This is a genomic window from Streptomyces sp. NBC_00986, assembly GCF_045162565.1.
GTDB lineage: Bacteria > Actinomycetota > Actinomycetes > Streptomycetales > Streptomycetaceae > Streptomyces.
This window is the reverse complement of the sequence record NZ_CP108733.1, coordinates 7,851,185-7,864,144: the sequence shown is the minus strand read 5'-3', so window position 1 is coordinate 7,864,144 and position 12,960 is coordinate 7,851,185. Positions and strand designations below refer to the sequence as shown.

The following is a 12,960-nucleotide window of genomic DNA, read 5'->3' as shown; positions in this document are numbered from 1 at the left end:
TACGCCGGGCCACTGACAACGCCGTAGGGCTTTTCGGTGACCGTCGGGCCACGAAATCCGGGCGAGGTGCGGGCACGACGCGGGCTCGGCGTCCCGTTCCGGGAGCGTGTCCGGCGCAGGGGAGGCGCATGGGGTGACGCCGTGAGCCCTGTTCGCGCCCCCTCGCTTGTACGGACAATGCGCTATGTCCGCCAAGTAAGCCTTGCAGGGAAAGCAGGTCGGCCGCTGTGCTCGTGCGTCTGCCCAGGTCCGTGTCCGAAGCACAGTCGTGCCTGGCCGAGGGGGCGGTACCCGTCGGTGGGGCGACCCTGGTCTGGGCCGGCTGGCAACGGGACGGTTTCCCCGAGCAGGCGATGTCCCTGCGGGAGCTGCCCGAGGCGAAGGTGATCGGGGACGGGGCGCTGGGCTCGGCCGTACTGCTGCACGAGATGGACGAGCGGGTGCCGGAGGTGCTGCGCGAGGCCGCGGGCGGGGTGGGCACCGGGGCCGTGCGCCGGACCGCCACCGTCGGCGGCAACATCGTCGGCAGCACGCTGCGCTGTCTGCTCCCGGCCGCGCTGGTGCTGGACGCCCGCGCGGTCGTCCTGGAACCGGACGGTCCCGTCGAGACCGACCTCCCCGAGCTGCTCGCGAAGCGGCCCCTGCTGCTGAGCCTGCACTGGCACGAGCCGGTGGCCAGCGGCTATCGCAAGCTGACCGGCGAGCTGCGGGGAGGGGTTCCCTTCGTGGTCGCGGTGGCGGTGGGGGCTGCTGCCGAGGACGCGCGGTCGCTCGTTCTGCGGGTCGCCGTGCGCGACGGCTACGACGTGCTCAGCGAGACCGTCCCGTACGACACGGACACCGGCCGGATCCTGCGTGCCCTGGCACTGACACCGCTCGGCATGTTGCCCGAGGCGGTTTTCGAGGCGGTGCGGGACGTGGTCGGCGGTGTGGTGGAGCGGGTGGGGGCTCGCTGAGGAGAGCGCTGCGGAGGCTGAGCAGGAACGTTCACCCTGACCGGCCGGGCGGCCCGGCGGCGAATGTCCGGCCGGGCAACAGGTGCTCCGGTCCCGCACTCCGCCCCTACGTCGACCGCCCGAACCCGATCGTCGGCACCGCCCGCCGCAACGGCCAGGGGCTGTCGCCGTCCGGGTCCTCCTCCGGTACGAGTCCGGCCAGGAAGGCGTACCGATTGAGGGCCGTCGGGTCCTGGCCCTCGACCGACTGCACCTTGCGCCACCAGGCGCCGAGCTCGGACCAGCCGGGTGCGGAGAGGGAGCCGCCGAACTCCTGGACGGAGAGGGCTGCGGTGAGGCCGGCGAAGGCGAGGCGGTCGGCGAGGGGCCAGCCGGCCAGGGTGCCGGTGACGAAGCCGGCCACGAAGACGTCACCCGCGCCGGTGGGGTCGAGGGCCTCGACGGCGATCGCCGGGACCTCGGCGGACTCTCCGGTACGCCGGTCGACGGCGTAGGCGCCGTCCGCGCCGAGGGTGACGACTGCGAGGGGTACGTGTTCGGTGAGCGCGTGGGCGGCGGCGCGGGGGCAGTCGGCGCCGGTGTAGCGCATGGCCTCCTCGGCGTTCGGCAGGAACGCCTCGCAGTGCGCGAGGTCGGCGAGTCCGGCGAGGTCCCAGGCGCCGGTGTCGTCCCAGCCGACGTCGGCGAAGATCCGGGTGCCCTCGCTCGCGGCCTGGGCGACCCAGGGGGCCTGCTTGCCGGGGGTGAGGGAGGCGACGGCGGCACGCGCGCGTGGCGGGCAGTCGGGGGCGCCGCCTTGGCCGAACACGACCTCCGGGGGCGGCTCGTGGCCGTGGGACACCATCGTGCGCTCACCCTCGTACGCCATCGACACGGTGACCGGTGAGTGCCAGCCGGGGACCGTGCGGGAGGCGGAGAGGTCGATGCCCTCGCCCTGCGCGAGCGCGTCCCAGCAGTACTCGCCGTAGTGGTCGTCGCCGAAGGCCGCGGCGAGCGAGGTCCGCAGGCCGAGCCGGGCCAGCGCGGTCGCCATGTTGGCGACGCCGCCCGGGCTCGACCCCATCCCGCGTGCCCAGGACTCGGTGCCGCGCACCGGCGCGGATTCGAGCCCGGTGAAGATGATGTCGAGGAAGACGGTGCCGGTGAGGTACACGTCCCAGGGCGGATCGTCCGCCGCGCGCAGCCCGGCCAGCGGGTCGACCCCGCAGGACGGCCCTTCGCTGCGGGACGACGGTCCCTTTCCGGTGGACGCGTTGGACGCGGTCACGGTGCGCTCCCTGACGTGATACGGATCAGGCCAGTGTGCACCACCACGCGCGCGTGGGGGCGGCTCCCGCTCCGGGACCACCCGCCACACCGGTACCGGGCAACCGCAGGTCCGGGCTCTACGGTGCCTGCCGCCCCCGGTGACGGCCCGGGCACCGGTGCCGTACCGGGCGCGTCCGGATCCGGCCGCTACCAGCGCGGCATCGACGGCGTGACCCACTCCGGGTCCGTGATCCGCATCGCCGCCGCGTCGTCGCGTTCGCGCAGCGCACCGTCGTCGTCGAGCCAGCGCCGGTGCAGGAACTCCAGCTTGGCGCGGTCGAGTTCGACGCCGAGGCCCGGGGCGTCGGAGACGGTGACCTTGGCGTCGGTGAAGGTGAGGCGTTCGGTGAGGACGTCCTCCGACTGCCAGGGGTAGTGGGAGTCGCAGGCGTGATGGAGGTTCGGGACGGTCGACGCGACGTGGGTCATCGCGGCGAGGCTGATCCCGAGGTGGGTGTTGGAGTGCATGGAGATGCCGACGCCGAACGTGCGGCAGATGGCGGCCAGTTGCTGGGTGTTGCGCAGCCCGCCCCAGTAGTGGTGGTCGGAGAGCACGACCTGTACGGCGTCCTTCGTGAAGGCCTCTTCGATCTCCGCGAACGTCGTCACACACATGTTGGTGGCGAGCGGCACATCGGTCCCCGCGGACACCTCGGCCATCGCGGGGGTACCCAGGGCCGGGTCCTCCAGGTATTCGAGGACGTCCCCCAGCTCCTTCGCCACCTTCAGCGAAGTCTCCACGGACCAGGCGCCGTTGGGGTCGAGGCGCAGGGGGTGGTCGGGGAAGGCCGCGGCCAACGCCCGTACGGCGGCGATCTCCTCGTCCGGCGGGAAGACCCCACCCTTGAGCTTGAACGAGGTGAAGCCGTACCGCTCCTTGAACTTCCGTGCCTGCTCGACGACTCCGGCCGGGTCGATCGCGGCGCCCCAGTCGTCCTTCTCGCTCGCCACGCCCTCTGGGTGGTCGGCCCACTTGTAGAACAGGTACGCGCTGTACTCGACCGCATCCCTCAACTTGCCTCCGAGCAGGGCGTGTACGGGCAGCCCGAGCGTCTTGCCGAGGGCGTCGAGGCAGGCGACCTCGAAGGCGGAGACGACGGACAGGCGCAGCTTGTCGGCGGTCTGGACACCGCGCAGCCCGCCGACGTCGACCTGCGCGGAGACCCGCGAACTGTCGACGGCCAGCTCGTCGGCGACCGTGAACAGGCCGTTCAGGTCGCTGACTTGACGGCCGATCAGCTTCTCGGCGAAGGGGCGGGCCAGTTCCAGGTACTTGGTGTCGCCGTAGGTCTCGCCGAGGCCGGTGATCCCGTCGGCCGTCTCGATCTCGACGATCAGGCGCGGGGTGTAGGGCTGGTGAACGCCCTGGGTGTTCAGCAGGGGCGGGTCTGCTACCAGGATCGGGGTCAGGCGGACGTCGGCGATGGTGAGGTTCACAGCGCGGCTCCTACGAGGTCGAGTCCGGTGGTGAGCAGGGTGGCGAGTTCGGCCAGGTCCGCGGCCGAGGGGTCGGTGAGCGGGGCGCGCACAGGTCCCACCGGCTGGCCGCGCAGCCGGGCCGCCGCCTTGACCAGCGACACGGCGTATCCCGGTACGCGGTCGCGGAGTTCGACGAGCGGGACGTAGAAATCGCGCAGCAGCCGCTCGATGGTCTTGTCGTCGCCGTGCCCGTTGTCTCCGTCGTGCAACGCGGTGAAGAAGGCGTTCGCGATCTCGGGGGCGAAGGCGTGGACGGCGGAGGAGTAGGCGGGGACGCCGACGGTGGCATAGGCGCGGGCCTGGATCTCGGCGGTCGAGGCGCCGTTGAAGAAGAGGAAGCCCTCGGGGGCGGCGAGCGTGAGGCGTTGCAGGCGGTCGAGGTCGCTGTGGCCGTCCTTGAGGCCGATGACGCCGGGGATCGCCGCGATCCGCTTCAACGAGCTTGCGGTGAAGGCGACTTGGCCGCGCTGGTAGGCGATGAGCGGGAGCCGGGTGCGGGCGGCGAGTTGCTCGAGCTGCGCCACCAGACCGTCCTGCGGGGCGGCGACGAGGTAGTGCGGCAGGACGAGGAGCGCGTCGGCGCCCGCCTCCTCCGCGATGCGCGCGAAACGGGCCGCCTGCGCCCAGCCGTAGCCGACACCGGCGACGACGGGGACGCGGCCGGCCGCCTCCTCGACGGCGATGGTGACGACCGTGCGGTACTCGTCCTCGTCGAGCGAGAAGAACTCGCCGGTACCACAGGCGGGGAACACGGCGCCGGGGGCGGTGGCGATCCGGGCCGCGACATGGGTGCGGAAGCCGACGGGGTCGAGGGAGCCGTCGTCGTGGAAGGAGGTGAGCGGGAAGGAGAGCACGCCGCCCGCCATCCCGTCCCGGAGCCTGCGCACCACGGTCTCCGTGTCGCCGTTCACTGTGCCATCTCCCCATGTAGACGTCATCCACGTATGAAGACAGAGATTAGATACGCGAACCTCGACCGTCAATGGGGCCGTCGCGTCTCCGGTGCCCCTCGCTACCATCGGCGCATGTCAGAGCCCGGTGGCGTCCGCGAGGTGAAGTCCGCCGCCCGTACGGTCGAGCTGCTCGAACTGCTCGCCGCGCGCGGCGACCGTCCCGCGCGCCTCCAGGAACTCGCCGACGAGCTGGGCGTGCCGCGCAGCTCGATGTACGCCCTCCTCCAGACCCTGATCGCGCACGGCTGGGTCCGCACGGACATCACCGGTTCGCTCTACGGCATCGGCATCCACGCCCTGCTCACCGGCACGACCTATCTGGACTCCGACCCGCGCGTGAGGGTCGTACGGCCGTATCTCGACGAGGCGTCCCAGGCGCTCGGCGAGACGATCCATCTGGGGCGGCTGGACGGACGGGACGTGGCGTATCTGGCGACGCGGGAGTCGCACGAGTACCTACGGACCATCAGCAGGGTGGGGCGACGGCTGCCGGCCCACGTCGGTGCCCTGGGCAAGGCGCTGCTCGCCGAACGGCCGGACGCCGAGCTGCCGACCGGGCCGTACGAGGCGGCGACCCCCAACACCCACACCTCCCGGGACGCGTTGGCCGCGGACCTCGCGGGTGTCCGTGCCCGGGGCTACTCGGTCGACCGCGAGGAGGGCGTCCTCGGGATCGTCGGGTTCGGCTTCGCGCTGCGGTACGACAACCCGCCGCTGGACGCGATCAGCTGCTCGGTGCCGGTGGCTCGGCTTACGCCGGAGCACGAAGGGCAGATCGTTGCCGTGATGCGGGAGATCCGGGCGAAGATCGAGGGTGCGTCGTCGCCTGCGGCTGGCGGATCGGTGCATTGGCGTTAGCGCCGGTTGAGTTGACGCCCTGTGTTGGCGTGGGCGTCTTCTGGGGGCTGCGCCCCCAGACCCCCGCATCGGCCCTGAAGGGGCCTCGTCCTCAAACGCCGGACGGGCTGAGTATTGCCGACCTGCACCGAGAAGCACCGAAGCGGGCTTGGTATAGCTGACCTGGGTAAAGAGGCGCCGTACAGACCGGATGACGCCCCCCGGCACCACAAATTCGGCGCTCGTTTACCCGGCTCCCCCGACCCCAAACTGAACGTGCCCCAGATCACACCCCCCGCCCTTCTTTCGTGAACCGCGTGCTTGATACAAATTGGCCGCGCGTTCCTGTCCGTCGACGGTCGTCGCCCAATCCCCTTTTTGAGCCGCTTCTTTCGCATGCCCTGGGAACGCCCGTGTTCGCCCGCACCACCACGCCCTGGCCCCTCGTTGCCCTTTTCACGGCCGGGTATCTGGCCCCCTACCTCCTCCCCACCACCGTCGGCAGGCTCGACGCGGGGCTGCCGCTGTCCGCCACGCAGGCCGGTGCCGTCGGCAGTGCGCTGCTGCTGAGTTCGGCCGCGGCGGGGTTTCTGCTCGCCTCGCGCGTCGACCGGGTCGGGCCGCGCACCCTCGCGCGGATCGGCCTTGCCCTCGCCGTCCTCGGGTACGGCTCGGCCGCCCTCACCCACGCCGTCCCCGCGGTCATCGTGGGCGCGGTGGTCGGCGGCTTCGGATCGGGTACGGCCACCACGGTCGCCGCGTCCGGGATCGCCGCCGAGCGGGACCCCCATCGCGCTTCCACGCTCGGTCTGTTGTGCGTGTCGGCGCTCGCGGGTGCCGTCTATCTGACCGTCCCGCACCTCGGCGCGGGCCACGGCCAGCCGCTCGCCGCGATCGCCCTCACCGCACTCGCCGTATGGCCACTGACCGGACGCCTCCCGATCCGTACGGCGAGAGGACACGCGCGCGTGGAGACCGCCGGGCTCCCCCACCGCCGCGCCGGACTGGTGCTCGCCGGCACCCTGCTGTGCTGGTCCCTCGCCCAGAACTCCCTCTGGGGCGTCAGCGGCCGCATCGGCATCGACCAGGCCCACCTCTCCGAGGTCACCGTCGGCGCGGTCTTCGCGATCGCGCTCGGCACGGGGCTGGTGGGCGTGATCGGCGCCGGCGCGCTCGGGGCCCGGCTGGGGCGTGCGGTACCGATCGGCGCGGGGACGGCGCTCATCGCGGGCTGCATCGTGCTCAGCGCGTCCGCGCACGACCTGAGGACGTTCGCGACCGGCGAGATCGCCTGGAACACCCTCTACCCGATCGTCCTGTCCTACGTCCTCGGCCTCGCCGCCTCCCTTGATCCGCGCGGGCGTTGGGCCGTCCTCGTCGGCTCGGCCTCGTCGCTGGGTACGGCGGCGGGGCCCCTGGTCGGCAGTCTGCTGTCGGCGCGGGCCGGGTTCCCGGCGATGGGCGCGATCCTCGCGGTGGGGCTCGTCGTCATCGCGGTACCGATGACCGGAGTCGCGCTCCACACCGGCGGCCGGTTGCTGGTGCCGGGCACGGTCCGGCGGCGCGGGGGCACCCCGGCCGCCGTCATCGCCTCGTCGACCGGCTCCCCCGAGCAACCGGTCGTCGAGATCCCCCTGGACACCGCGGCCGTACCGGCGCAGGGCGCCTACGACACGGCAGGCCCCCGGCAGGCGGCCACAGCAACCGGCGGCTGACCAGCACACCGACACAGGCCCAAGCCCCCCCCCAGGGGCGCGGGGAACTGCGCGACCAGCCCCCACCGGCCCGCAGGTCACCAACTACCTACGAGAACTCGTACGCCTCCACCTCGGCCAGATATCGAACCCGCCGCTCCTCGTCATCCTCCAAGAAGGACGCCACAAAGGAGTTCCGGGCCAGCTCACGCAGCCTCTCCTCGGTCAAGCCAAGGGCCTCCCGCACCGCGTCGAAGTTGTCGCCCGCGTACCCGCCGAAGTACGCCGGGTCATCGGAGTTCACCGTGCAGAGCAGCCCCGCGTCCAGCATCGCCGGCAGCGGGTGCTCGGCAAGGACGTCCACCGCTCGCAACCGGACGTTCGACAGGGGACAGAGCGTCAGCGGAATCCGGTCCCGCACCAACCGCGCCACCAACTCCTCGTCCTCCATGCACCGCAGCCCGTGGTCGATCCGCTCGACCCCCAGAACATCCAACGCCTCGGTGATGTAGGCCGGCGGACCCTCCTCACCCGCATGCGCGACCCGCCGTAGACCCAGCGCGGCGGCGGCCTCGTAGACCTCGCGGAACTTCACCGGCGGGTGGCCGACCTCGGCCGAGTCGAGGCCGATGCCGGTGATGCGGTCGAGGTACGGCTTGGCCGCGTCCAGGGTTTCCAGGGCCGAGTCGGCGGACTCGTCGCGCAGGAAGCACAGGATCAGCCGGGTGGAGATGCCGTGGTTGGTCTCGCTGCTGCCCAGCGCCCGCCACAGGCCCTCCACCACCGTGCCCATGTCCACGCCCCGCGCGATGTGCGCCTGCGGGTCGAAGAAGATCTCCGCGTGCCGTACGCCCTGCGCGGCGGCGCGGGCGAGATAGGCGTTGGCGAGGTCCTCGAAGTCCCGCTCGGTGCGCAGGACGGCCATCAGCTCGTAGTAGAGGTTCAGGAAGGTCTGGAGGTCCTCGAAGAGGTACGCCTTCCGGAGTTCCTCGGTGTCCGCGTACGGCAGCTCTACGCCGTTGCGGGCCGCGAGCGCGAAGGCCAGCTCGGGTTCCAGGGTGCCTTCGATGTGCAGGTGCAGTTCGGCTTTGGGAATGGGCATCGAAGTATCGTACGGGTGTTTTATCGCCGTTTCGGAACCGGCACCCTGAGTAGATCGTGCGCCACGGTCAGCTCCCCCTCGAACCCCGCCGCCCGCGCCTGCCGCTCGAACTCCTCCGGCTCGGAGTAACGCTGGCTGAAGTGCGTGAGGACCAGATGCCGTACGCCTGCCTCCTGCGCCACCCTCGCCGCCTGCCCGGCCGTCAAGTGGCCATGGTCCACGGCCAGTTGCTCGTCCTCGTCCAGGAACGTCGACTCGATGGCCAGCAGGTCGCAGCCCTCCGCCAGGGCGTGCACCCCGTCACAGAGGCGGGTGTCCATGACGAACGCGAAACGCTGGCCGTGCCGTACCTCACTGACGTCGTCGAGGGTCACCTCGCCGATCGTCCCCTCGCGCTGGATGCGGCCCACGTCCGGGCCCTTGATGCCGTGCGCGGCGAGGCGGTCGGGGAGCATGCGGCGGCCGTCGGGTTCGGTGAGGCGGTAGCCGTAGGACTCGACGGGGTGGGAGAGCTTGTGGGTCTCCAGGGTGTAGGAGGGGGTGGTGGCGAGTACGCCGTCCTCCGACACCGGGGACTCCGTGATGCCGACCGTCTCGCGGTACGCCGTCGCGTAGCGCAGGCGGTCGAAGAAGCGCTGGCCCGACTTCGGGTAGTGCGCGGTGACCGGGTGCGGGACACGGTCCAGGTTGATGCGCTGGATGACGCCCGCGAGGCCGAGGGAGTGGTCGCCGTGGAAGTGGGTGACGCAGATCCGGTTCAGGTCGTGCGCGGCCACCCCGGCGCGCAGCATCTGACGCTGGGTGCCCTCACCGGGGTCGAAGAGGATGCCCTCGCCGTCCCAGCGGAGGAGGTAGCCGTTGTGGTTGCGGTGGCGGGTGGGGACCTGGCTTGCGGTGCCGAGGACCACGAACTCGCGTACGGACATGGCTGGTTATCCGGGCGGCCACTGCATGCCGCGGCCGCCCATGACGTGGGCGTGGGCGTGGAACACGGTCTGGCCCACGCCGCTGCCGGTGTTGAAGATGACGCGGTAGCTGTCGAGCTTCTCGTCGGTCGCCACCTCGCCGGCTTCGCGCAGTACGTCTGCGGCGATTGCCGGTTCGGCGGCGGCGAGGGAGGCGGCGTCGGGGTAGTGGACCCTGGGGATCACCAGGACGTGGGTCGGGGCCTGGGGGTTGATGTCCCGGAAGGCGACTGTGGTGGCTGTCTCTCGGATGATCGTCGCCGGGATGTGGCCTGCGACGATCTTGCAGAACAGGCAGTCGTCCTGTGGGTCCCCTGACATGGACGTTCCCTCCGAGGCTGGGGGTGCTTTTACGCGTGCATCGTATCGTCGTTGGGTGCGGGTGCTCTGTGGCTGGTCGCGCAGTTCCCCGCGCCCCTAGGTGGGCAAGACTGGGGGTGTTTTAGCCGGTTCGGTCTCCAACGCCTCCAGCGCCAAACGGATTGCCTCGTCCAGCTGGGTGTCTCTTCCCGCCGCGTAGTCCTGAGGCCGCTGCACCACCTCTACGTCCGGATCGACGCCGTGGTTCTCGACCCCCCACCCGTAACCCTCAAGCCAGAACGCGTACTTGGGCTGGGTGATCAACGTGCCGTCGACCAACCGATACCTGCTGTCGATGCCGATCACGCCGCCCCAGGTGCGGGTGCCGACGACCGGGCCGATCCCGAGTGCCTTGATCGCCGCGTTGACGATGTCGCCGTCGGAGCCGGAGAACTCGTTGGCTACGGCGACCACGGGGCCGCGGGGTGCGTCCTCGGGGTAGCTGTAGGGGCGCATGCCGCGGGGGAGGTCCCAGCCGACGATGCGGCGGGCCAACTTCTCGACGACCAACTGGGAGGTGTGGCCGCCGCGGTTTTCGCGGACGTCGACCACCAGGCCCTCTCGGGCCACCTCCACGCGCAGGTCGCGGTGGATCTGGGCCCAGCCGGGGGCCTGCATGTCGGGGACGTGGAGGTAGCCGAGGCGGCCGTTGGATTTTTCGTGGACGTAGGCGCGGCGGTCGGCGACCCAGGCGTGGTAGTAGAGGGGTTCCTCGTCCGCCAGGGGGATGACGACCGCGTGGCGGGGGTCGCCGCCGCCTGCCGGGGAGATGGTCAGCTCGATCGGTTTGCCCGCCGTGCCGACGAGGAGGGGGGCGGGGCCCGTCACCGGGTCCACGGGCTGGCCGGCCACCGCGAGGATCGCGTCTCCCGCGCGGACTGCCACGCCGGGGGCGGCGAGCGGGGCGCGGGCGTGCGGGTCGGAGGTCTCCGAGGGCAGGATGCGGTCGATGCGCCAACTGCCGTCCTCGTGACGGGAGATGTCGGCGCCGAGCAGGCCCTGGCGCTCGCCGTGGCCGTGGCCGCCGCGCGGGGTGACGTAGGCGTGCGAGGTGCCGAGTTCGCCGTGCACCTCCCAGAGGAGGTCGACCATGTCGTCGTGGGTGGCCACGCGGTCGAGGATCGGGCGGTAGCGGTCGAGGACGCCGGTCCAGTCGACGCCGCTCATGTCCTCGCGCCAGAAGTTGTCGCGCATGATGCGGCCGGTCTCGTCGAACATCTGGCGCCACTCGGCGGCCGGGTCGACGGTCTGGCGGATGCGGGACAGGTCGACGTTGATGTTCGTGTCGCTGTCGTCGTCCTCGGAGGAGGCCCGGCGGTCGCTCGGGACGACGCGGAGTTTGTGGTCGGTCCAGAGCAGGACTCGCTTGCCGTCGCCGCTCACCTCGAAGTGGTCGGCGTCCCCGGCGAGGTGCTCGATGCGCTGCTGGGCGAGGTCGTAGCGCTCCAACTCCGTTTTGGGGTCCGGGTCTTCGGGGGTCGCGCGGGTGGCGCCGAGGACTCCCTGCACCGGGTGGCGCAGCCACAGGACGCCGTCCTTGGCCGTGCGGAGGTTGGAGTAGCGGCCGGCCTCCACCGGGAAGGCGACGATGCGGTCGGCCAGGCCTTCGAGGTCGACGCGGGTGGTGGGGCGGCCCTCACTGTCGGGGGTCTCCTCCTTGTCCGGGGCCTCGAAGGGGCGGCCGTGCCGCTGCGGTCCGAACGGGGACGGGGTCGTCGCGGCGAGGGTGATCAGGTGCGGGCGGTCGCCGACCACGAAGGCCAGGTCGAAGACGTGCTCGTCGTAGACCGGGTCGAAGGAGCGGGTGGAGAGGAACACCAGGTGCTTGCCGTCGAGGGTGAAGGCGGGGGCGTAGTCCTGGAAGCGGAGCGGGGTCGCCTCGGTGACCGACAGGTCCGTGGTGTTGGCGAGCTTCAACTGGCGTAGCGGGCGCGGGCCCGGGTGCGACCAGGCGAGCCAGGCCGAGTCCGGGGAGAAGGCCAGGCCCGACGCGTCGCCGTCCTCGCTGCGGTCGACCTCGCGGACCTCGCCGGTCTCGCGCTCGACGAGGAGGACGCGTCCGTCGTGCGACCCTACGGCGACCCGGCTGCCGTCGGGGGCCACGGTGAGGGCGAGGACGCGGCCGAGCTGTCCGGCGGCGAGCCTGCGTGGGGTGGCGCCGGGGGCGAGGCCCGTCGCGGGGGCGAACTCCAGGGCGTCGTCGCCCTCGGCGTCCGTCACCCACACCACCCACTCCTCGCCGTCCGTGCGGAAGGTGCGGGGCAGCCGGGCGCGGACGCCGGGGGTGGCGGCGAGCGCGCGGGCCGGGCCGGAGCGGTGGGTGACCCAGTGGACGGCGCCGCGTACGGCGACCGCGCTGCCGCGTGCGGTGTGGTCGGGGGACGCGGATCCGAACCAGCGGGCCGCGGGCACCGGGAACGGCTGCTGGTCGATGCGCTGGCCGCCGAGCCGGATGTCGAGGCGGCGGGGCTCGGTGCCGTCCAGGTCGTCGAGGAGCCAGAGTTCACCGGCGGAGGAGTAGACGATCCGGGTGCCGTCACCGGACGCGTGCCGGGCGTAGAAGCCGTCGAGGGGGGTGTGGCGGCGGAGGTCCGAGCCGTCCGCGAGGGAGGAGTACAGGGCGCCGGTGCCCTCGTGGTCGGAGAGGAACGCGATCCGCTCCCCCGCCCACACCGGGTACTCGATGTTGCCGTCCAACTCCTCGTGCAGGCGCGTGAATTCGCCGTCGCCGTCGCGGTCGATCCACAGCTTGCCCGCCGTACCGCCCCGGTAGCGCTTCCACCAGGCGGCCTCGCGGCCCATGGGCGCCGAGAGGAGGACCGTCCCCGGCTCACCGTGGGCGACGTCGCCCACCCAGCCGTACGGGAGGGTCGTCGCCGGTCCGCCGTCCAGCGGGACCGAACGGGCCCAGTTGCGGCGGAGGTTGGCCTGGCCGTGGGTGCTGAGCGCGAGGACCTGGCCGTCCTGTGTCCAGCCGCGCACCTGGGTGCGTGAACTGCCCCAGTACGTCAGGCGCTTGGCGGGTCCGCCGTCGACCGGGGCGATGTGCACCTCGGGGGCGCCGTCGCGGGTGGAGGTCCAGGCGACGGTGGCGCCGTCGGGCGAGATGCGGGGGTGGGTCACCGGCACGTTCTCCGCGCTGACCCGCCAGGCCCGGCCGCCGCTGTCGAGGGACGCCAGCCACACGTCGTCCTCGGCGGTGAAGGCGACCAACTCGCCGTGCAGGTGCGGGAAGCGGAGATAGGCCTGGGCTGCGGACGCTGAGGGCTGAGTCACCTGATCAGGTTATGCATCGGCGCTATCCGC

The 12,960-nt window shown here is 71.8% G+C and carries 10 protein-coding genes; 3 read left to right on the top strand and 7 right to left on the bottom strand.

Translation table 11 applies throughout. From position 1 onward, the window contains the following. Positions 1-227 precede the first annotated feature (227 nt). Positions 228-956, top strand: coding sequence for an FAD binding domain-containing protein (locus OG504_RS35155; RefSeq protein WP_405993396.1), 729 nt, complete (start codon positions 228-230; stop codon positions 954-956). Positions 957-1,062: 106 nt separating this feature from the next. Here OG504_RS35155 and OG504_RS35150 read toward each other — a convergent pair whose 3' ends face one another. The 3 genes from OG504_RS35150 to OG504_RS35140 form a co-directional block, all read right to left on the bottom strand. Continuing rightward, the gene (locus OG504_RS35150; RefSeq protein ID WP_405993395.1) at positions 1,063-2,223 is read right to left on the bottom strand and encodes a carbohydrate kinase family protein; all 1,161 of its coding nucleotides are present in this window, start codon (positions 2,221-2,223) and stop codon (positions 1,063-1,065) included. A gap of 188 nt (positions 2,224-2,411) precedes the next feature. Beyond that, positions 2,412-3,701 carry a glucarate dehydratase family protein gene (locus OG504_RS35145; protein WP_405993394.1) on the bottom strand — a complete coding sequence of 430 codons (1,290 nt, stop codon included), beginning with the start codon at positions 3,699-3,701 and terminating at the stop codon, positions 2,412-2,414. Then, positions 3,698-4,681, bottom strand: coding sequence for a 5-dehydro-4-deoxyglucarate dehydratase (locus OG504_RS35140; RefSeq protein ID WP_405993393.1), 984 nt, complete (start codon positions 4,679-4,681; stop codon positions 3,698-3,700). The genes OG504_RS35145 and OG504_RS35140 overlap by 4 nt, the downstream gene beginning before the upstream one ends. A gap of 87 nt (positions 4,682-4,768) precedes the next feature. Here OG504_RS35140 and OG504_RS35135 point away from each other — a divergent pair, with 87 nt between their 5' ends. Together OG504_RS35135 and OG504_RS35130 are read left to right on the top strand one after the other, a co-directional pair. Continuing rightward, positions 4,769-5,554, top strand: coding sequence for an IclR family transcriptional regulator (locus OG504_RS35135; RefSeq protein ID WP_405993392.1), 786 nt, complete (start codon positions 4,769-4,771; stop codon positions 5,552-5,554). 392 nt (positions 5,555-5,946) lie between these two features. After that, positions 5,947-7,248: an MFS transporter gene (locus OG504_RS35130; protein ID WP_405993391.1), complete on the top strand. Its 1,302-nt coding sequence runs from the start codon at positions 5,947-5,949 to the stop codon at positions 7,246-7,248. A gap of 88 nt (positions 7,249-7,336) precedes the next feature. On the opposite strand, the gene OG504_RS35125 is transcribed toward OG504_RS35130, so the two are convergent. The 4 genes from OG504_RS35125 to OG504_RS35110 all read right to left on the bottom strand — a co-directional run bounded on the left by OG504_RS35125 (position 7,337) and on the right by OG504_RS35110 (position 12,930). After that, entirely contained in the window at positions 7,337-8,329 is a 993-nt protein-coding gene (locus OG504_RS35125) for an adenosine deaminase (protein WP_405993390.1), read from the bottom strand. A gap of 20 nt (positions 8,330-8,349) precedes the next feature. After that, positions 8,350-9,255: a ribonuclease Z gene (locus OG504_RS35120; RefSeq protein ID WP_405993389.1), complete on the bottom strand. Its 906-nt coding sequence runs from the start codon at positions 9,253-9,255 to the stop codon at positions 8,350-8,352. 6 nt (positions 9,256-9,261) lie between these two features. Next, positions 9,262-9,615 carry a histidine triad nucleotide-binding protein gene (locus OG504_RS35115; protein WP_363097291.1) on the bottom strand — a complete coding sequence of 118 codons (354 nt, stop codon included), beginning with the start codon at positions 9,613-9,615 and terminating at the stop codon, positions 9,262-9,264. Positions 9,616-9,711: 96 nt separating this feature from the next. Continuing rightward, on the bottom strand, positions 9,712-12,930 hold the full coding sequence (locus OG504_RS35110) for a S41 family peptidase (RefSeq protein ID WP_405993388.1): 3,219 nt from the start codon (positions 12,928-12,930) through the stop codon (positions 9,712-9,714). Positions 12,931-12,960 lie beyond the last annotated feature (30 nt).